The sequence below is a fragment of the Bradyrhizobium sp. 521_C7_N1_3 genome, assembly GCF_052075975.1.
GTDB lineage: Bacteria > Pseudomonadota > Alphaproteobacteria > Rhizobiales > Xanthobacteraceae > Bradyrhizobium > Bradyrhizobium japonicum.
The window spans coordinates 7,942,896-7,961,994 of record NZ_CP197232.1; the positions used below are offsets into that span (position 1 = coordinate 7,942,896).

The window sequence follows — 19,099 nt, forward strand, 5'->3', positions numbered from 1 at the left end:
GCCTGCGATGCGCAAAAGGGTTACCACGCCCATTTGATCACCGAGGAGAGAGCCTGCCATGGGTACGCCGCCGCTCCCGATATCTGTCCTCGATTTTTCGCCCATGCGTGACGGCGAGACGGCGAGCGATTCCCTGCGCCGAACCGTCGAGCTGGCCCAGCAAGTCGAAGAGCTGGGTTATCGACGCTTCTGGTTTACCGAGCATCATAATGTGCCCCGCTTGACCAATGCGGCACCGGCCGTCGTGCTCGCCCACATCGCCAGCGTCACGAAATCGATTCGTGTTGGTTCCGGCGGGGTGATGTTGCCAAACCATTCGCCGCTGGTTATCGCCGAACAGTTTGGAACGTTGGCGGGGCTGCATCCCGGCCGGATTGATCTCGGGATCGGGCGCGCCACGGGCGGACCTGGTGCGGACTCCGAGATATTCCGGATGTTACGCAAGCCGCCCGACGCGCGTGATCGATTTGAATTCGACCTCGACGAGCTCCTGACCTTGCTCGATGAGCGGCAGGCGGAAGACGCGCCGTACGTGCCTGCCCGTGGCCTCGATCTTCCGGTGTGGCTTTTGGGATCGTCGATATCGTCAGCGGCGATGGCCGGAAAGCTTGGCTTGCCATTCTCCTACGCGACCCATATTGCGCCCGATGAACTGCAGGTCGCCTTGCGGGCCTACCGCACAAATTTCCGAGCTTCCAAGACGCTGCAGCGCAATTACGCGATGATCTGCGCCTTCATCATTGCTGCGGAGACCGATGCTCAAGCCCAGGACCTGCTGGCATCGATCCGGCCGATCTTGCTGCAGTGGTTTCGCAAGTCGGGCATACGAGTGCCGATCGACAATGCCAGGACACCTGTTGTAGCGGCTGCGCCTGAACAACACCTACCTTATGCGATCGTAGGCTCACCTGAGACGGTGCGATCTGGTATCGAGGCGATGGTGCGACAAACGCAGGCCGACGAGCTGATGGTCATCACGCTGATCCGCGACCCCATTGCCGCCCGTCGTTCCTACGAGATCGTTGCCCGCGTCTGCAAGGACATCACCCGAAAATCGGCGACAGCAACCACGGACTGAAAGTGTAGGGCTTCCGACATTCTCGACATTTCTCACGCGACCTACAGTGGGGCAATCGTCACCGCTACTGCCAAGTTGGAGCGAAATTGAAACCTGGTGTCACTACAGAATTTGAAACGACGGAATTCGCAGGAATAACCGCCAAGATCATCAACCCTTATCCGTGCTCGTTCACAGTCCTCGACATGACTATCAAGCCTGGCTTCGGTGCGCCGGCACATATCTCATCGACGGAAGATAAGCTCTTCATCGTGATCGAGGGGCAACTGAGGTATATTGTCGGCGAAAAGACCGAGACCGTGGGCCCTGGCACGCGAGTGATCGTTCCAAGGAGCGTCATTCACGGCTTCACAAATATCGGAGTCCATGACGCACGACATATCCTTGTGTCTACGCCGCGCCGCCACGAGGAATTCTTCCGCGACCTGCATAACATACCTGAGCCGCGTGAGCAGCACAGGGATCAACTTCCGATCATCGCCGAACGTCACGACCAAGCTATCGTCGGGCCGCTGCCGTAACGGTGGCTCCCTTCGATCATGCGGCGGATCTTCACCGAAGGGAGATTCGCCGTTTTCGATCAGGGCCCCGACTTCCTTTCTTTAAACCGACTCAGGATCGTTGGACGCTGGCTTAGCGCCATTTGCTTGGGATCAGGCCGGATCCGCGATAGCTTTCGATCAGCGCATCGAACAATTTCAGGTCGGCGCGGCTCCGCGCCATCAGCTGCGCGCCGGCAACGGCCGCGTAGATCGCGCGCGCCCTTGCTTCACGCTTGCTGGCGGGAACTGAAGCCGCAGCGAGCATCCTGGTCAGCCAGGCCACGTTGACATCGGCGAAGGCTTGCACCTCGGCTTTGACGGCGTCCGGCAGATCATCATATTCGGCTGCCATGAAGCTACAGAGGCACATGCGATTGTCCTGCTCGAGCGATCGACGAAAAAGTCCCGGATAGGCCCGGAGCGCCTTTCTCGGATCTCCGTTCGCTTTTGAAAGAGCTTCGAGGTTCACCGCCATATCCTCCCAGTAGCGTCTTGCCACCGCGGCCCCGAGCTCGGCCTTGCCGGGGAAGTGGTGATAGATGCTCGCAGCCTTGATGCCGACTTCGGCTCCGATGTCGCGGAAGTTCAACCCGCCATACCCGTGCGCCTGCGCAGTCCTGCGCGCCGCGGCCAGGATTGCTTCCCTCGCATTTTCGCTCATCGTGATCACCTTAACGTGTCCCTACCAAATGACAGGTAGGGATTGAAGTCCCCAAATGCGAGGGACATGTCCGGCCTACCAAATGACAGGTAGGATCATATGACCGATAACATTGTTAGAATGGACGCCACCCGCATCGCCCAGCTGATCGCTCAACGGGAGCTTTCGCCGGTCGAGGTCATGCAGGCGCATCTCGACCGCATCGCGGCGGTCAATCCCAGGCTGAACGCGATCGTGACGCTGGCCGATGGCGCGATGGAAAGCGCCGGGAAGGCCGAGGCGGCGGTGAGGTCGGGCGCTCAGCTCGGTCCTCTCCATGGCGTTCCGTTCACGGTCAAGGATGGGATCGACGCCGCGGGTGTGCTGACACAGCGCGGTTCGCCGATTTTCAGAGGGCGCGTGCCTGATATTGATGCCACCGTCGTGGCCAGGCTGAAGGCGGCCGGTGCCATCCTCATCGCAAAGACGAATCCCCCGGAATTTTCCTATTCGATCGAGACGGACAATCTCCTGACGGGCCAGACCAACAACCCCTGGAGCCTCGACTACACGCCGGGCGGATCGAGCGGTGGTGAATCCGCGGCCATCGCAGCGGGCCTATCGCCGCTCGGCGTCGGCAGCGATCTCTCGATCTCCTTGCGCGGCCCGGCGGCGCATACCGGTATCGTTGGTTTCAAGGCCACGCACGGCCGATTGCCGATGACGGGTCACTGGCCCAGCGTGCCACGCCGCTTCTGGCACATCGGCCCGATGGCACGTTCGGTTCGCGACGTGGCACTGGCTTATTTCTTGATGGCGGGCCCCGACGGTGCCGACGGCTTTTCCATCAGCCCGCCCAGCTTCGATACGGGGGTGGGCACGACATCGACGCGCAAGCTGCGCGTCGGCTGGATGGCTTCTCCGGGCTTCTTCGGACCCACCGATCCTGAAGTGGTCGCGACCGTGAAGGCAGCGGCGGAAGCGCTGAGCAAGGCAGGCCACGACGTCGAGCAGATCCGGTTGCCGGTGGTGGAACAGACCGACGCCAACAGTGTCCTCTGGAAGCTCCAGCAGATGGAAAGCCAGCCCGAGTTCGCGAAGGTCACCGCCGGCCACGAGGGCGAGATTTTCAGGCACGCTAAGCTGGTTCTCGATGCACCGGATACGCCGATCGCCGATTTCGTTGCCGCCGAGCAGGCCATCGAGCGTCTTCGCGATACCTTTGCCGAATACTTCCAGCGCTACGATGTGCTGCTCTGCCCGGTGACCCCGTTCCCGGCGACGAAGCATGGTCTCAACGACGTCGTGGTCGATGGCGTAGCGGTTTCGCCGTTCCACGTGATGAGCGCGACATCACCGTTCAGCCTGACGGGCATGCCCGCTCTTTCGATGCGGTTTGGCACAAGCCATGACGGTCTTCCGATCGGCGTGCAGGTCGTCTCGTCCTGGCTCGCGGAATCCACCGTGCTCAAGGTCGCCTCGGTCCTTGAAGAGGTGAGCCCTGTCCGTAATCTTCATCCCGCGATTTGACGCTGCAGGGGGCGGATCTTTCCGCCCCCTCGATAGGGAGGACTGAACCATGAGCGAATTCTACGAACTGACGTCCCTTGCTTGCCCGATGCTCGGGACCTCGGACGTCGCCAAGGCCGCGCGGGAGTGGGTCGCGGCGCCCGACGTCGCCGGCACGCTGTTGGGCTGCTGGCGAACGGAATTTTCGACACTCGGGCGCCTCCTGATCCTGCGCAGCTTTGAAACGCGCGACGCGCTGGATCAGGAACGGCGCCGCGCGTTGTTGAGTGCCAACCCATTCAACGCCGGGCGGCTGATCACGGCACTGGAGATGGACAGCTACCAGCGCTTTCCCTTTCTGCCGCCGCTGCAGCCAGGCACCTACGGCAATGTCTACGAATTTCGCACTTACAAACTGATACCAGGGGGGCTCCCGCCGACGCTTGCGGGGTGGGAAGCTGCGATCGCGCCGGCCCGGGATTACACGGCACATTTGATGATCAACATGTATGCGCTCGATGGACCGCCTCGCATCACCCACATCTGGGGTTTCGAAAGCCTCGCGCAGCGCGCGTCGCTGCGCAGCGCCGCCTTTGCCACCGGCGTCTGGCCTCCGAAAGGCGGCCCCGACAACGTCCGCGAGGCGGTGTCAGTCATCGCGATGCCGGAAGACTCATAGTCAGCCGACGCCGCTATTTTTGAACTAGGCAGACGGTGAGTTGTCTCGCCTCGTCAATGTCCAGACTTCTGTTTCGTAGTCGTACCATCATCAAGCGTAGCTTCAGCGGAGAAATGGCCGTCCTGGCGCCGCGTGAGGATCGGATGGATGGCCTCACCGTGCTAAGCGAGGATGATCTTACCCGGAGGCCTCCGCCGAGGTCCAGTCAGCGGCCCAATTGCCATCGCGTAATATCTCGTCCCCGGTGTGAACCGTGAATTCGACGAGCACTGTGCGTTTGGCGACCTGCAATACCTCGCTGCAAGTATCGACAAGACGCCTCCCCACCTCGAGACGTTGATCAAGCGATCGGCCCCGGCGTATCTCGACGAGCACCATCGTGATCGACTCCAGTCCGTCCGGACCAAGATGGAACAAATTATCCTCTCCAAGTTCCGCAATCCCCACGTTCGGACGCCACGACTGCGTCTGCATCACCTCGGAATAGAGCCGACACAGACGAGTCGCGAGTTCTCGCTTCGTCTGTGAGGAATACTTCTTTGCCAGGTTCAGATGTAGATACGGCATTTCACATTTCCTTTTTCAAGGGATACAAAGTCCGCGACAGCTTGATAAAGGCGATCCTCTCAACCGCGCGGCGCCCCCCACGCGGCTGTGGTTCGCGCGTTGACGGAGTCAGGCCGCGGCAATCGCTCCAGCCAATCCGCAATCGCCTCACCAATTTCGCGAGGAGAGTCTTCCTGGAGGAAGTGCTTGCCCTTTACACGTACTTCCTCCTGGTTTCGCCAGCTTCTGCAGAATTCCCGGATCGGACCGGTGATGATCGCGCCAGGGTCTCCATCAATGAACAGCTTCGGCACTTCGTTGATCGCCATCCAGTCGCCATAGGCTTTCACAGCCTCCGCGGTATCGTGTGGCTTGCCGTCAATGGGAAGTTCTCGAGGAAATGTCAGCGTAGGACGCCGGTCCTCTCCTGGACGAAGATAGGGACGACGATACGCCGCCCACTCCGCATCGGATAGACGTCGCAGTATTCTCTCGGAGAACGACTTCTCGACGAACAGATTGTCGCGAAGAACTAGCGTCTCGCCTTCCGGCGACCGTAGGCGCTCGAACATATCCCGAACGGACTGATCCATCTCGTTCCAATTGCGGGTGCGTACAATGGTCTCGAAGTAGACGATTCCACGGACTGACTCCGGGTGACGACTGGCCCAGTCCATAGCCAGGGCCCCGCCCCAGTCCTGCCCGACAAGGACGACCTCCTCCGTTGCCCCAATTCCTTTGAGGAAGCCTTCAACAAACCGGCGATGCTGTAAAAAGCCATAGCGCGTCGGATCGTCGCCCTCGAGCTTTTCCGAATCGCCCATACCGATCAGGTCCGGTGCGATGCAGCGGCCCTGGGGAGCAACGATCGGCATGATATTGCGCCAGATGTACGAAGAAGCGGGATTGCCGTGCAGGAAGACGATTGGCCGACCTTCGCCGAGCTCAACATACGCCATCCGCTTGCCGTCAACCTCACAGGTGCGCTTGGGCAGTTCACCGGCATTCAACATGGCATATCATCCTTGTCATCGTGGTCGGGCAATCCTTCCTCCATCTGGCTCAGCGCGAAGGCGACACGGTCCTTATGCGGCCGCCAGTGTAAGGGCGGAGGCCACGCTCGCTGTCAGGCAGCCGACTTGATCGCGGGTGCAAGCCCCGGTTCGCCATCGGATTTGCGATCACCGATTAGCAGGCAGGCGAAACCCGCGACGATGCACAGCAGGCCGGAGAGAGCAAATGCCGGGGCATAGGTGCCTTCCAGCGTGCGCGTGACGCCGGCGCCATAAGCCGCGATTGCAGCGCCGATCTGGTGCGCAACGAACATCCAGCCAAAAACTAACGGCCCCGAGGACAGTCCGAATTTGCTCGTCGTAAGTCGGATCGTCGGCGGCAGGGTGGCGAACCAATCAAGGCCGTAGAACGCGGCGAACAACGAGACGGTCCACAGGTCGACCCCCAGTGCGATCGGCAGAAAGAGCAGGGATAATCCCCGACCAGTGTAGTAAATGCCAAGCAGAGCCCGATTGTCGTATTTGTCGGACAACCATCCTGATCCGACCGTACCGAATAGATCGAACAGTCCGATGAGGGCGATCATGCTTGCCGCCGTTACCTCGGCGATGCCGTGATCTCCACAGGCCGCAATGAGATGCGTGCCGATGAGGCCCGACGTGCTGAGACCACAAATGAAGAATCCGAAACACAACAGCCAAAAGTCTTTCGAGCGTGCGGCACCCCGCAGAGCCCTGAAGGACATGACGACCGGATTCACTGTTGGCGTCACAGGACCTGCGACTTTGGTGCCCGCAGGCGCACCATACGGCGTCAGACCGATATCGGAGGGACGATTTCGCATGAACAGCGCGATCACAGGGATGAGACAGACGAGGACACACCCGACCACCACGACAAGCGTCCGCCAGCCATACTCATCGCTGATCTTCGCGAAAACCGGCAAGAACAGGAGCTGCCCGGACGCCGAACTCGCAGTCATTAGGCCAAGGACAAGGCCACGACGTTGCACAAACCAGGAGTTTGCGACGGTAGCGCCGAGGACTAGCGCTGTCATTCCGGTCCCACCGCCAACGACGACGCCCCAAAGCAAGGTAAGTTGCCACGACTGGCTCACGAGCGCCGTCAGGCTGACGCCAGCAGCTGTTGTCGCGACCGCGACGAGCATGATGTTACGTAGGCCGAAGCGAAGCATAAGAGCTGCGGCAAACGGCGCCATAAGCCCGAAGACCGCTAGTCGCAGCGAGAGCGCCGTTGAGATGGTCGCAGTGGACCAATTGTAGTCCTTCTGAAGGGCAACCAAAAGCAAGCCCGGCGTCGACATGGCGCCGGCCGTCACAAGCAACGTCAAGAACGTAACGCCAACAACCACCCACGCATAGTGGAAAGGGCTAGCCCCTTTTACTTTGATCGCTTCCAATTTGGTCTCCTGTTGGATGACTTCGTGGGTACGACGGCGGCTAACTCGCATCAGCCAACGAGCTCGCGCGAACCATTACGATCCGCTCGCTCGGTCGGCCGTGACTCCACGGCGAAAACGCGACCTACGCCTCTCCGCTTTGAGCGAACTCGTTCTCGAATTTGCTCGAGAGTAAGGCCTCCAATCGTCCAAGTCAATTATCAGCATATGCTGATAATCTCGATCCGGCTGCTTTTGCGCGATTTCCTGCGTTGAATTCGCTCGACTTCAGCACTCCGATGCAATGCCAACGAATGATGTCACGCTCGTTTGATCTAACCAGTTAAAGCGCCAAAGCGTAGAGGGTTTGCGAACCGCGAATGCTTGACTGGATCGTTCGAAGCGGCGCTTAAGTCGACCCAGACTTGAGAAATCATCTGCATATGCTTATAGTTAGCCCAGAAGACTGGGGTTATCGCGAACTAACGGAGGCTGTTGTGGCGGCGCAATCGAACTCTCAAGTCTCATATCGATGCCACTGCACGGCACTGCGCAAGGCCTCCAGGCGCGTTTCGCAACTGTATGACGCGGCTCTCGCGCCGTGTGGCCTGAAGGCCACCCAACGTGCGATTCTGACTCAGATCGCACGATCTGAACCTGCAGCAATCGGCATTCTCGCCGAAGCGCTCGTCATGGATTCGGGCGGACTGGCGCATACCCTCAAGCCGCTCATTCGTGACGGGCTGGTCACGATGAAGGTAAATCCGGACGACCGACGTAATCGTTTAGTGTCTTTAACGGCCGCTGGGAGAGCGCGCGTCAAGCAATCTGACCGTTTATGGGAAGAGGCGCAGCGGGCCTTCGAAAAGAGTTTTGGAATAGCGCGATCGAAGGCGCTTCGTGAAGCGATCGAACTTTTGATTTCGGATCAATTTACGAGCAATTTCGAGACGGCCGCTGCAGCCGACTAGCGAACAGCCGTTTGACTTTCCCATCACTGGCTTGGGCCAGAATTGGCGGGGGCGGAAGCACCTGAGACTGGGCCGAGCGATATGCGGACGGCCGGCGAGCCCACGTGACGATCTCCAACTCGCGGCTTTTCGGATTGCTTGCAAAGACTGCGCGAGAGACTGAATGCCTGCACGCCGCGCACTTCAGGCATGAGATCAGCAAGAACCGCACAGGACAGGCGTCCTTCGCGATCGAAGGGCCCGGACAGTAGCGGTTCAGTCGCATGGATCCAGCTCCACGCTTTTACAATACTTCGTAAAGGTCGAATTGCCCAGGCGACGCCCACCTGGTCGATATTGTGCGCGGACAAGCGACCGCCCCGCGCCCGGACTCCCTCGCAGGCTTCAGCCGAGATCAATCATTCGGGATAGATCCATTAGGTCGTTTGCAATGACATCGATATACGGTTCCGGAGATCGGTCGACTTTCGTCGCTGGTCCGGTTTCGAGAGGCCTGGGTATGTACGCCGTTTTAAATCCGGCTGCTTTTGCGCCTTTCAGATCGAATTTGTGGGCTGCCACCATCATGATCTTGCCCGGCGGAAATCCGAGGTAGGTCGAAGCAGCCTGATAGACGTCGGGAGACGGCTTGTAAGAATGAACGAGCTCGCCGGTAAGCACGGCATCGAACGGTAGCCCACCACGCTTGGCGAGCGCGATTACACCAGCCATTCCCGCATTGGAGAGAGCCGCTACCGTAACTTTACGCTTGAGCCGGCCGACGCCTAGCGCACTGTCTGGCCACGGCACCATCTGGCTCCAAACCGACATCAGCTCAAGGCGGTCAGTTTCATCGAGTTGGCTGGTGAGGTCGCGCATCGACAACGCGGCTTCGAGCGATTCACGAAAAACCTGGCCGGGCGGGATCCATTTGCGCGTGCCGGTAATGATGGCTTGGATAATCGAGACCGCGTCCGCATTCCAATCTCCAAGGAAGCCTGACCAATTCAGACGTCGCGCATTGCGCTTATTCAAGGCGCTACTGATGCGTGCGAAGGGCTGATAGTAGTCGAACAATGTTCCCTGAATATCAAAAGTCATCGCCTTGATGCCGATCGGATCAGACGGCGCTGCTGTCGCTGCTTGTATAGGTTCGATCAACATGGAAGTCGGCAACACTGCTGCGGCTGCGGTGAAGCCCACGATGCTCCGCCGGCTGACGAAGCCAGTTCCGGTATCGTCGCGTTCTGCATTCATTTGTTCGATGCGCTTCTGTAGGTTCGATGGTCTTCTGTAAGGGCGAGAATATCGCGGTCCTCTACAAAACGGGTCGGCGCAACCTCGCGGGATGGTCGACCCTGTTGGCGATCTCAACGAGGTGCCTGGCCAACTCCTCAGGAGCTGAAGACGGCAGCACATGATCGGACTCGATTGCGAAAACGGGGTTGCAGGGCAACCGCGCCTGCATCGCGCGCTGGAGAGACAGGGGCATTACCTGGTCTTCAGTCGCTTCGATGTAAGCTCTGGGCACGGAGCCGAAGCGCTCGTCGCTCACCGAGATCGGAGTCGTGATCGCTGCGAGAGGTTCGAGACATTGCATTGCCCGCGCATACTCAATCCACCGCACCGGCGTCTTACTGTAGATCCTCTCCAGGGCTTCCGGAAGAACAGTGGTCATCCCGGTCGCCGTGTCGACACTGAAGATCGGCTCAGCGCCGGGGTGCGCGCTCTGAATCGTTCCACCGAGGGACGCCCCATCTGGGAGCAGAAACGCCGCGGCGTAGACCAGATACCCGACCCGCTCCGGCACTCGCTCGGCTACTTCACTAATGACCAGTCCGCCGCGGCTCTGGCCAACAAGCACAACCGGCCCCTTTGCTTCACGTACTCGAGCAGCGATCTGGTCCGCCCAAGCGGTAAGCGGTCGGGACGGAAATCGGCTCCCTCCTGGATCGGCACCCAGCAGGGTTGGAGCTTCGGCGCTATGGCCAGCCGCAGTCAGGATCGGGATGACCCGGTCCCACATCCAGCCGCCGCTCCACGACCCGTGAATCATGATTATGTGTGCCATTCTTCACCTCTCATGTGGGGATTGGAAATTTCCTATCCCGTCGAGATGCCGGCAGACGCCTGCCCTGCGCTCTCTTGTTGAACCGATTTGCCCGTGTCCGCTGTCCTGCCTGCGAGAGCTATGATCCCGCATGAGACTCACCCGCCGCGGCGACGCGGACCTGATCTCCGCTCGCGATGGCGGATGAAGGGTTGAGGACCACCGACTCGGACGGCTCGACGCCAGTAAGAACCTCGATCGTGTCTCCGAAGTCGCGGCAAAGTGTGATCGGCTTCAGAACAACCTTGCCGCTTCGACTTACTTCGGCGACCTGAACACCCTCAGCCCGGAACAACAGGGCGTTGACGGGGAGCCGAAGCCCATGTCCGACCGGGGGCAGCTGAAAATGCACCTGGACGAAACTCCCTGGAAAGAGTTCACCCGAACTGTTGTCGATATCGAGTTCGACCTGGAGCGTTCGCGCCTGGATATCGATCGCCGAAGATGTCCGTGTGACCGTCGCCGGATACGATTTGCCGGGCTTATCCGGAAATTGAAGATTGGCTCTGGTTCCGGTCCGAATACTGCTGGCATAGCTCTGCGGAACGTCGACATAGGCTCGAAGCTTGTCGATTGCCGCGATGTGAAAGAGCGCTGCCCCCTGGTTACCGCCCGCGTTTATCAGAGCACCGACATCCGTGTTGCGTGCGGTAATTACCCCAGCGAAGGGAGCGACCACTTGCTCGAAGCTTTGAAGCTGGCGGAGGCGATTTACGTTGGCTTCGTTCGCCGTGACCTGGGCCGCACTTGCCAACGCCGCGGCTTCGCGATCGTCACCCGCCTGGCGAGAGACAGAAAGCGTGCTTACCAACTGCGCGTAGCGATCGGATGTCCGTCGTGCGATATCGGCATTGGCCCGCGCAGTTTTGAGATCGGCCTCCGCCTGAAGAAGCTGCTGGTCAACCTCAGGCGAGTCGATTAACGCCAGAAGTTCGCCGGCTTTGACGTACGCGCCGATGTCCGTCTTCCAAAGGCGAACATAGCCGTTGGTACGGGCATAGACGGACGTCTCGATTTCACCCCTCACCTGCCCGGGCAGAACAACCTCCTCAAGAGCAGGTCCAGACTTCGGATGGGTCACAATCACAGTTGTGATGGCGCTAGCTGCGCTCTGCCGCTCCACGGCGGCCTCACTGGCTCTCCGGGTCTCGAGGCCCCGTAGGATGAGCGCCGCGACGCCCACGACCCTGAGGATGTTGACCAATAGAACGCGCGCTCGAGAGCGGCCGGAAGTAGCTGATACGGTTTGGGAATGCAGTTGGGTCATGGGAAGCTCAGTCATTCGGAAGGTGTGTGCAGAGAGGTCGCCGTGCCATCGAAGGCCGTCGGCGGATTGAGGGGGCGTCGCGGGCCGTGCAGGAGAGCGAAGACCGCGGGCACGAAGGTTAGGGTAGCGATCGTCGCAACGATCAGGCCGCCGATCACGGCGCGGCCGAGCGGCGCGTTCTGCTCGCCGCCTTCGCCTAGTCCGAGCGCCATCGGCAGCATGCCGATGATCATCGCAAGCGCAGTCATTAGCACTGGGCGGAAGCGGCCGAATCCGGCCGCGATAGCGGCGACGGCCGGATCGTCTCCCTGGCTGAGGCGGTCGCGGGCCAGACTCACGACCAGAATGCTGTTGGCAGTCGCAACACCAACACTCATGATGGCGCCGGTCAAAGCTGGAACGCTGAGATTGGTCCCGGTCAGGAACAACATCCAGACTATGCCCGCCATGGTCGCCGGCAGCGCTGTGACGATGATGAACGGGTCCAGCATGGACTGGAAGTTCACCACCATCAGCAGGTAAACCAGCAGCATGGCGAAGCCGAGCCCGTAGAGGAGTCCGGCGTAGGATGTGGCCATGATGACGACCTGGCCGCGGAGGGTGATCGTAACGCCCTTGGGCAGCCCAGCCTTGGTTATCTCGCCGATAGCCTCGCGGACATCGTTGGCGACGCTACCAAAGTCGCGGTCGGCATTGGTGGCGTAAATATCCATCGCAGGCTGGGCGTTGTAGCGGGTATCAACCGAGGGAAGGACGTTACGCTTAATCGTGCTGATGCCACCGAGTATTTGACCGTGCGATCCGGGGCTGCCCGTGATTAGCGTGTTGCGGAGCGAATCCAGCGTCTGCAGGTCGGTCTGGGGCGCCTGGCTGACGATCGGATAGGATACGCCGCTCTTGGGGTCCAGCCAGAATGTAGGCGCCGTCTGGCAGCTTCCGGCCAAAGCGATCAGCATCGTGTTCGCGACATCCTTCTGCGTCAGTCCGACGTCGCTTGCACGGCTGCGATCGACCGCAACGGTGAACGTGGGAGCGTCGAGGTCCTGCTGAATCCGCGCGTCGGCGATCCCTGGGATCTTGCGAATTCTCTGGAGAAGGCGTTGGGCGACCAACGCATTGCTCGCCATATCACGCCCGACGATCTGCACATCGATCGGTGCGGGCGATCCAAAATTCAAAATCTGGCTTACGATATCGGCGGGCAGAAAGGCGAATGTCACACCCGGGAAGGTCTGCGGCAGCCGTATGCGTAGGCGTCGCACGTAATCGGCAGTCGGGTGATGCTTTGCCGCAAGGCTCACCAGGATATCAGCATCCGCCGGCCCCGTCGGAGCAGAGTTGCTATACGACAGGTTCACGCCGGAGACAGGAAGGCCGATGTTGTCGACGACGCCGCTGAGCTCGGTCGAGGGAATCGTGTGCCGCAATTCATCTTCGACCTGATCGACGATGCGCGCGGTTTCCTCGACGCGGGTTCCGGCATGGGCACGCACATGTAGTTTAATCTGACCGCCGTCGACCGACGGAAAGAAATCAGATCCCAGTGTAAAAATCAGCAGCACCGACGCTAGAGCTCCACCGAAGAAGATCGGGATGAACAGGCATCGCCGGGCAACTACTTCGGACAGAACACGACGATAATTCTCGCGCATGGCTTCGAACCTGCGCTCGAAGCCAGCCTGGAGGCGCGCTAAAGCGTTCGATCGGCCCGTCTCCACTCCCGACACATGCGACTTCAACATCAAATTGGCGAGGGTCGGCACCAGCGTTCGCGACAGAATGTAGGACGCCAGCATTGCGAAGACGATGGCCTCCGCCATGGGCACAAACAAATAGCTCGCCACGCCGGACAGAAAGAACATCGGCATGAAGACGATGCAGATGCAAAGGGTCGCGACGAAGGCAGGCGCGGCGATCTCCGCCGATCCATTGAGTACGGAATCCCGGACCGGCTCGCCTCGCTCGAGGTGGGCATTGATGTTCTCGATGGCGACCGTCGCATCATCGACCAGGATGCCTACCGCGAGGGCCAAACCGCCCAGCGTCATGAGGTTGATGGACTGGCCGAACAACGAAAGGACGATGATCGAAACCAACACGGAGAGCGGGATCGAGACCGCGATAATCAGGGTGCTGCGCCAGGACCCGAGGAACAGAAGGATCATGGTCGCGGTAAGCGCCGCCGCAATGAGGCCTTCGCGGATCACGCCGGATACGGCTGCACTCACGAACACCGATTGATCGCCGACGGCATCGATCTTCAGTCCTTCGGGACCGGCGGCTTGGATAGTTGAAAGCTTGGCCTTGACATCATGCACGATCTGTAAAGTCGAGGAGCTACCGGTCTTCTGGACTGTCATTAGTACGGCATGTTCGCCGTTCAAGCGCACCAAATTGGTCTGCGGTGGCGAACCGTCGCGCACGTGAGCCACATCGCGGACATAGATTGTCGAGCCGTTGACCTGCTTGATGGGCAGGTTGTTGAGATCATCGATAGTGATCGCCGCGCCATTCAGACCGATCACATATTCATAGGCGCCGATCTTCTGCGTTCCCGCAGGAATGATAAGGTTTTGATTGATGATCGCATTGTGTACATCCTGGGCGGACAGCCCGAACGCCTGAAGCTGCTGCGGATACAGGTCGACCTGAACTTGGCGCTGCTTGCCGCCGTAGGGATAAGGCAACGACAAACCGGGCACGCCGGAGAGTTGACTGCGAACGTAGATGTTTCCGGTATCGTAAAGAGCCTGCTCGGTCATGGTCTTGCTAGACAGAGCAAGCTGAAGAACCGGGACGCTGGCGGCGTTGTAAGTCAATATCTGCGGTGGAGTCGTGCCAGGCGGGAAGAATTTCGAATAGAACGTGACGCCAGCCACCAATTGGCTCGTCGCCAGGGGGACATTGGCTCCGGGTTGGAAGTAGATCTTGCTGACGCCGACGCCGTTGAGATTGCTGGAATCGATGTGTTCGACGCCATTGACCACGACCGGAGCGACCCGTTCGAAATTGGCACTGATGCGGTTAGCGATCTCCTTTGCGGGCAGACCTGCATAAGTCCAGATCATGCTGACGACCGGGATGCCGATGCTCGGAAAAATATCCACTGGCGTACTCATGATGGCCAGTGGCCCCATGATCACGATTGCGATTGCCATAACGATGAAAGTATAGGGCCGGCTAAGAGCGATCTTGATAAGCCACATGACGGCTCCCCTTCGAACGGCGCACTGGCCGTCGTCGTTTTACGGATAGGCTTTGACGCTCGTCATGACCTCACCCATCGCCATCACCCTGGCGTCGCACCAGCTCGCTCGAAAAACTGGAGTCTTCGGCAATAGCGCGCAGGCTCCCACGGAATTCGCCCAAAGCGACTCCGCCGTTAAACTGCTGGAATTGTTTGTGCGCCTCGACCTGCGCGGCTCGAACGAAATGAGCCTGCATGGCCACGAGGGGCGAGACCCGTCTTGCAATGAGTGCGGCCATACGAGCCGCGTCCACCGGAATCGCACAACTAGGCATAGCGACCTTACCTGTCACTTGGTAGGCTCATTTGATAGTATTGCGGACTCAAGGTTTCAACCCTACCTAACAGTTGGTCGAGAAAAGTTGAGGTGATGGTGATGAGCGAAAGCGCGAGAGAAGCGATCCTTGTTGCGGCGCGTAGGACAGCTCAGGCGCATGGGTATGCCGGACTGAACTTCCGCGACATCGGGGATGAGGTAGGCATCAAGGCTGCGAGCATCTATCACCACTTCCCCAGCAAGGCCGATCTGGGTGCAGCGGTAGCAAAGCGCTACTGGCAAGACACGGCGGCGAATCTTGAAGCTCTTTCAAAAGCGAACAGCGATCCGAGAAAGGCACTTCGGGCCTATCCAGGACTCTTTCGTCGATCGCTCGAGGAGGACAATCGAATGTGCCTCTGCAGTTTCATGGCAGCTGAGTATGATGACCTGCCGGACACGGTGAAGGCCGAGGTGCAGGCATTCGCCGATGTCAACGTGGCGTGGCTTGCCAGGATGCTTGCTGCGGTTTCCGTTCCCGCCAGCAAGCGTGAGACACGGGCACGCGCAATCTTCGCTGCCGTTGCCGGCGCGCAACTGATGGCGCGGAGCCGTGCAGACCTAAAACTGTTCGATGCGCTAATCGATAGCTTTCGCGGATCCGGCCTGATCCCGACTTGAATGCCGACCGTTAGTGGATGAGCCTACTTCGCCACTGATAAGCTTCTCGGGGCAGCATTTGCTCCCGGCATCGGCCATGATTTTGAAGTTCTTCCCCGGAGGTGCCTGCGAAAACTTGAGGTGCTTTCTGTGATCGTCTCCATGATCCCATGGGCGCAAGCTAAAATCTGATTCCCGCAATCTTCAATCAATGCGGCTCTATGTGATGGCGCCTTTGGGCTCACAGCGAACAGTAAGTGAGCTTGGAATGACCATCGCTATCGTCCCATGCAAGAACACCGCAGTGTGAATTTTGATGACTTGCGGACGATCCTCCGGTGGCTAGATCGTTTCGACATCCCCGATGGATCAAAGCAAACGGAAAGATCTTTACAATGATTAGATACTCCAGAGCTTTCTGGGCCTCGATGCGCCGACCATGGCGCAGAATTGCGCTCCCCCGCAGCCTGCAATGCCTCGTCGTCGGATTGTTGGCATCGCTGACTTCACAGGCCTACGCTCAGCAGCAAACAGACGCGCGTCAGCAAACGGACTTCACGATTAAGCAATTGCTTTCCACGATGACTACGTCTGCTGGGCAAAAAATTATACTGCCCAAAAATAAACGCGGAGCTGATTGCGTCCATCTTCGAAATTCCGCCGGGAGCGCATCTTCCAGAGCACGAGCATCCGTATCCTCGATACGGTTACATCTTGTCGGGAAGCTTACGCGTGACCGACACAGAAACCGGTCATAGCAAGACGTATCGGCCGGGAGACTTCGTGGTGGAGTCGGTGGGGCGCTGGCATACTGGTGCCAGTGAAGGAAAGGCGCCGACACGGCTTCTCGTTATCGACATCGTCCAGCATGGACGCACCAACACCGTACTTCGTAAGTCGCGGGAAGGTAGTGGATGACGCGGGAAGGCAGCACAGTGTCGGCGCACACGGTTGGTGTGCGTCGACAATCCGAAAAGGCTCGATGCGCCAGCCGCCGGCTAGGACAGTAATCGAAAGAGGGGTGATGAGGGGCGGACGCGATTGCCCAGGTGCAGAGCTTGCGCGACCACCTATCATTGCGATATCGCGCTCGAAGCGAGTTTCATCGCCTGCCCAATCCCGAAAGCTCGACCGACAGCCGTGTGTCGTCATCGCCGGATAGACCGCCTTGAGCTTCGCGTCGCCTAACGGCGGCAGTGGCTGAGAGAGTGAGATTCGAACCCACGGTACGGTACAAAGCTTGTCCGAAGCGGGACCGAACTTGAATTGGACGCATGCTCGTAGTCATCATCAAATAATGAAGACCGAACTATGCACCACAATGATGGTATTCACCTTGGTAGAACGATCAGCTGCATCGCGATCCGGCGGGGCGAGGGTCGAAGACTGAGCAAAGAGCCGGCGACGGCGACATATGGCGGCTCAGACATGTCCAGCCTTGCGATAACGCAAAGATGATCGATTTGACCTAACAGCCACCAGCCTTATCGAGGTGACGCGAGCAGGCTGACTTGAGTCCATGATGTGGCAACCTTGCTTGGCTTGGAGTTGAACGATCTGCCGAACGATGTTTGCTTTGCTTCATGGCAATCGACGGATCCACAGCCCAACCGACCTATGACCGTAAAACGCGCGATTCCAGAATGCGGCAGCGCGCGCGTTCCCCTCGCTATCCCGAAAACGGTGCTTGGCCGGCCGAGATGCGGATTGACATGCTCGCTGCATATCTCGATTTTCGGAGCGTAGATGAACTCGTACGCACCATCTCCAGGGGCCTCGCACCCGCACCGACGAGCTGTCGAATCCGAGGCCGATTACGAGAGCCAATTTGGTCTAAGGTCGTCGTAGACGAATATGTTGCGCGGGTCTGCGCCATCCGGCAGAATCGGCCGTTAACCGATCTGGCAGCGCTGGTATGAAGCCCCCGAAAACCGCTTTGAAATTGCCTCGGTATTGCAGACGGAAGCCATTGAAGAGCGGCCGATGGGCCTATTTTTTTGAGCCTCCGACCTGGGCCCGCGAACAGGGATGCCATGTGAAGGCAGAACCCCTGGGAGAAGATTACGCCGCAGCCGTCGAGCGTGCCGAGTACGTTCTGTTGCCAGCTTTCGATAGTTGGCGGTCTCGCGGCCTCACGGACCTGGTCCCCATCGGTATTGCGCCGGGATCATTTGACTGGCTCGCGGGCGTGTTCAAGGCACATCAGAAGTGGAAGGAAATCGACCACAAGACGCAACGTCTCTATGAGCAGGGTCTGGCCTTATTCGCTGACCACTTGCTAAAGGACGGCACGCGCGCAGGGTCGAAGCAGATTGCCGATTTTACAAAGGGCTTCGTCGACGCCGTTTATGCAAAGCTGCTCATTGTTGAAGAGAAGGACGCCGATGGAAACGTCGTCCAACGGGAACGTCGACGCTTTGCGAACGCGGCGATGACCGCGTGCCGGCGTGCCTGGTTCGTTGGACAGCGGGCAGAAGAAAAGAGAGTGCCCGCCGTCAACCCGTTCTCAAAAATGGGACTGAAGGCCCGCGCGCCAGGAACGCCCGCGCGAGAAACGCCGACTGCGACGTGGGACGAGCTCGTTGCCTTTCGCGCCAAGGCGAACGAACTTGGCTACCGATCCGTCGCGACGGCGGCACTTGTCGCGTGGGAGTGGCTCCAGAGAGAAGAGCACGTCTTTGGTGCTCTCGAGGTCAGCCACTATCGACCGAAAGAGCGTCCGAACAGCGTGCGCATCGTCCATCCAAAGAACGGCGAGGAAGCCTGGTGGCCACTGTTCGATGAGACTGGCGAGACCTTGTTCCCGGAGCTGATGGCCGAGCTGGATGAAATCAAGCAGACAACCGTGTCCGGCCTGGTCTTTCGACGCGACCATTCGCACCGGAGGTCACCTACCCCGCTGCCATGGATCACAGCCAAGCAGGATCTTCGCTACCTGCGCGGGGTCGTGAAAAAGATCGTTCGCGCTGCCGATCTGCGGAAAGAACTGTCTTTTACATCATTCCGCCACGGCGGGTTCACCGAGGGCGCCGACAGCGATCTGTCAGACGCCGAGCTCAGAGCGGCAGGCCGGCACAGGTCATCGCGGCAGTTGCCGACCTATGCAAAGCGCACACGGAAACAGCTAATTTCCGGTACCAAGAAGCGACGTGAGGAAAGAACAAAAGCAGCCGGTTTGTCGGAATAGCCGCGACCAGCCTGT

The 19,099-nt window shown here is 59.3% G+C and carries 17 protein-coding genes; 8 read left to right on the forward strand and 9 right to left on the reverse strand.

Features of this window, described 5'->3' with window-relative positions; genetic code table 11:
* Nucleotides 1-58 precede the first annotated feature (58 nt).
* On the forward strand, nt 59-1,078 hold the full coding sequence (locus tag AB7008_RS37400) for an LLM class flavin-dependent oxidoreductase (RefSeq protein WP_212452839.1): 1,020 nt from the start codon (nt 59-61) through the stop codon (nt 1,076-1,078).
* A gap of 86 nt (nt 1,079-1,164) precedes the next feature.
* On the forward strand, nt 1,165-1,599 hold the full coding sequence (locus AB7008_RS37405) for a cupin domain-containing protein (RefSeq protein WP_212096419.1): 435 nt from the start codon (nt 1,165-1,167) through the stop codon (nt 1,597-1,599).
* Nucleotides 1,600-1,711: 112 nt separating this feature from the next.
* Here the strand turns inward: AB7008_RS37405 and AB7008_RS37410 are convergent, their stop codons facing one another.
* A complete protein-coding gene (locus tag AB7008_RS37410) occupies nt 1,712-2,281 on the reverse strand; it encodes a TetR/AcrR family transcriptional regulator (RefSeq protein ID WP_212452840.1) in 570 nt (189 codons plus the stop codon).
* A gap of 99 nt (nt 2,282-2,380) precedes the next feature.
* Here AB7008_RS37410 and AB7008_RS37415 point away from each other — a divergent pair, with 99 nt between their 5' ends.
* The gene (locus tag AB7008_RS37415) at nt 2,381-3,790 is read left to right on the forward strand and encodes an amidase (protein WP_212452841.1); all 1,410 of its coding nucleotides are present in this window, start codon (nt 2,381-2,383) and stop codon (nt 3,788-3,790) included.
* A gap of 49 nt (nt 3,791-3,839) precedes the next feature.
* Nucleotides 3,840-4,448 carry an NIPSNAP family protein gene (locus AB7008_RS37420; RefSeq protein ID WP_212452842.1) on the forward strand — a complete coding sequence of 203 codons (609 nt, stop codon included), beginning with the start codon at nt 3,840-3,842 and terminating at the stop codon, nt 4,446-4,448.
* A gap of 177 nt (nt 4,449-4,625) precedes the next feature.
* Here AB7008_RS37420 and AB7008_RS37425 read toward each other — a convergent pair whose 3' ends face one another.
* The 3 genes from AB7008_RS37425 to AB7008_RS37435 form a co-directional block, all read right to left on the reverse strand.
* Nucleotides 4,626-5,015 carry a hypothetical protein gene (locus AB7008_RS37425; RefSeq protein WP_212452843.1) on the reverse strand — a complete coding sequence of 130 codons (390 nt, stop codon included), beginning with the start codon at nt 5,013-5,015 and terminating at the stop codon, nt 4,626-4,628.
* A 59-nt stretch (nt 5,016-5,074) separates the two neighbouring features.
* Complete coding sequence (locus tag AB7008_RS37430) at nt 5,075-6,007, reverse strand: haloalkane dehalogenase (RefSeq protein ID WP_212452844.1); 933 nt, start codon at nt 6,005-6,007, stop codon at nt 5,075-5,077.
* A 113-nt stretch (nt 6,008-6,120) separates the two neighbouring features.
* Nucleotides 6,121-7,428 (reverse strand): MFS transporter, encoded by a 1,308-nt coding sequence (locus tag AB7008_RS37435; protein ID WP_441260414.1) that lies wholly within the window; start codon nt 7,426-7,428, stop codon nt 6,121-6,123.
* Nucleotides 7,429-7,904: 476 nt separating this feature from the next.
* Between AB7008_RS37435 and AB7008_RS37440 the strand changes: the two genes are divergently transcribed.
* Nucleotides 7,905-8,378, forward strand: coding sequence for a MarR family winged helix-turn-helix transcriptional regulator (locus AB7008_RS37440; protein ID WP_312016772.1), 474 nt, complete (start codon nt 7,905-7,907; stop codon nt 8,376-8,378).
* A gap of 384 nt (nt 8,379-8,762) precedes the next feature.
* On the opposite strand, the gene AB7008_RS37445 is transcribed toward AB7008_RS37440, so the two are convergent.
* The 5 genes from AB7008_RS37445 to AB7008_RS37465 all read right to left on the reverse strand — a co-directional run bounded on the left by AB7008_RS37445 (nt 8,763) and on the right by AB7008_RS37465 (nt 15,220).
* Nucleotides 8,763-9,614 (reverse strand): haloacid dehalogenase type II, encoded by an 852-nt coding sequence (locus AB7008_RS37445; RefSeq protein WP_212452845.1) that lies wholly within the window; start codon nt 9,612-9,614, stop codon nt 8,763-8,765.
* A gap of 61 nt (nt 9,615-9,675) precedes the next feature.
* Entirely contained in the window at nt 9,676-10,428 is a 753-nt protein-coding gene (locus tag AB7008_RS37450) for an alpha/beta fold hydrolase (protein ID WP_212452846.1), read from the reverse strand.
* Between the two features lie 118 nt (nt 10,429-10,546).
* On the reverse strand, nt 10,547-11,734 hold the full coding sequence (locus tag AB7008_RS37455) for an efflux RND transporter periplasmic adaptor subunit (protein ID WP_441260415.1): 1,188 nt from the start codon (nt 11,732-11,734) through the stop codon (nt 10,547-10,549).
* Nucleotides 11,735-11,745: 11 nt separating this feature from the next.
* Nucleotides 11,746-14,940 carry an efflux RND transporter permease subunit gene (locus tag AB7008_RS37460; protein WP_441260416.1) on the reverse strand — a complete coding sequence of 1,065 codons (3,195 nt, stop codon included), beginning with the start codon at nt 14,938-14,940 and terminating at the stop codon, nt 11,746-11,748.
* Between the two features lie 70 nt (nt 14,941-15,010).
* Nucleotides 15,011-15,220 (reverse strand): hypothetical protein, encoded by a 210-nt coding sequence (locus AB7008_RS37465; RefSeq protein ID WP_212452849.1) that lies wholly within the window; start codon nt 15,218-15,220, stop codon nt 15,011-15,013.
* Nucleotides 15,221-15,357: 137 nt separating this feature from the next.
* Here AB7008_RS37465 and AB7008_RS37470 point away from each other — a divergent pair, with 137 nt between their 5' ends.
* The 3 genes from AB7008_RS37470 (at nt 15,358) to AB7008_RS37480 (ending at nt 19,084) form a co-directional block, all read left to right on the forward strand.
* Nucleotides 15,358-15,918, forward strand: a complete 561-nt coding sequence (locus AB7008_RS37470) for a TetR/AcrR family transcriptional regulator (protein ID WP_212452850.1) — start codon at nt 15,358-15,360, stop codon at nt 15,916-15,918.
* A gap of 624 nt (nt 15,919-16,542) precedes the next feature.
* Nucleotides 16,543-16,815, forward strand: coding sequence for a cupin domain-containing protein (locus tag AB7008_RS37475; protein WP_376707371.1), 273 nt, complete (start codon nt 16,543-16,545; stop codon nt 16,813-16,815).
* Between the two features lie 1,117 nt (nt 16,816-17,932).
* The gene (locus tag AB7008_RS37480; protein ID WP_212452851.1) at nt 17,933-19,084 is read left to right on the forward strand and encodes a hypothetical protein; all 1,152 of its coding nucleotides are present in this window, start codon (nt 17,933-17,935) and stop codon (nt 19,082-19,084) included.
* Nucleotides 19,085-19,099 lie beyond the last annotated feature (15 nt).

Bases quoted from the DNA above. Each gene is read 5' to 3' on its own strand.
- AB7008_RS37445 (WP_212452845.1), bottom strand. From the start codon at position 9,614: ATGAATGCAGAACGCGACGATACCGGAACTGGCTTCGTCAGCCGGCGG.
- AB7008_RS37410 (WP_212452840.1), bottom strand. From the start codon at position 2,281: ATGAGCGAAAATGCGAGGGAAGCAATCCTGGCCGCGGCGCGCAGGACT.
- AB7008_RS37425 (WP_212452843.1), bottom strand. From the start codon at position 5,015: ATGCCGTATCTACATCTGAACCTGGCAAAGAAGTATTCCTCACAGACG.
- AB7008_RS37400 (WP_212452839.1), top strand. From the start codon at position 59: ATGGGTACGCCGCCGCTCCCGATATCTGTCCTCGATTTTTCGCCCATG.
- AB7008_RS37450 (WP_212452846.1), bottom strand. From the start codon at position 10,428: ATGGCACACATAATCATGATTCACGGGTCGTGGAGCGGCGGCTGGATG.
- AB7008_RS37455 (WP_441260415.1), bottom strand. From the start codon at position 11,734: ATGACCCAACTGCATTCCCAAACCGTATCAGCTACTTCCGGCCGCTCT.
- AB7008_RS37465 (WP_212452849.1), bottom strand. From the start codon at position 15,220: ATGGCCGCACTCATTGCAAGACGGGTCTCGCCCCTCGTGGCCATGCAG.
- AB7008_RS37420 (WP_212452842.1), top strand. From the start codon at position 3,840: ATGAGCGAATTCTACGAACTGACGTCCCTTGCTTGCCCGATGCTCGGG.
- AB7008_RS37460 (WP_441260416.1), bottom strand. From the start codon at position 14,940: ATGTGGCTTATCAAGATCGCTCTTAGCCGGCCCTATACTTTCATCGTT.
- AB7008_RS37430 (WP_212452844.1), bottom strand. From the start codon at position 6,007: ATGTTGAATGCCGGTGAACTGCCCAAGCGCACCTGTGAGGTTGACGGC.
- AB7008_RS37415 (WP_212452841.1), top strand. From the start codon at position 2,381: ATGACCGATAACATTGTTAGAATGGACGCCACCCGCATCGCCCAGCTG.
- AB7008_RS37470 (WP_212452850.1), top strand. From the start codon at position 15,358: ATGAGCGAAAGCGCGAGAGAAGCGATCCTTGTTGCGGCGCGTAGGACA.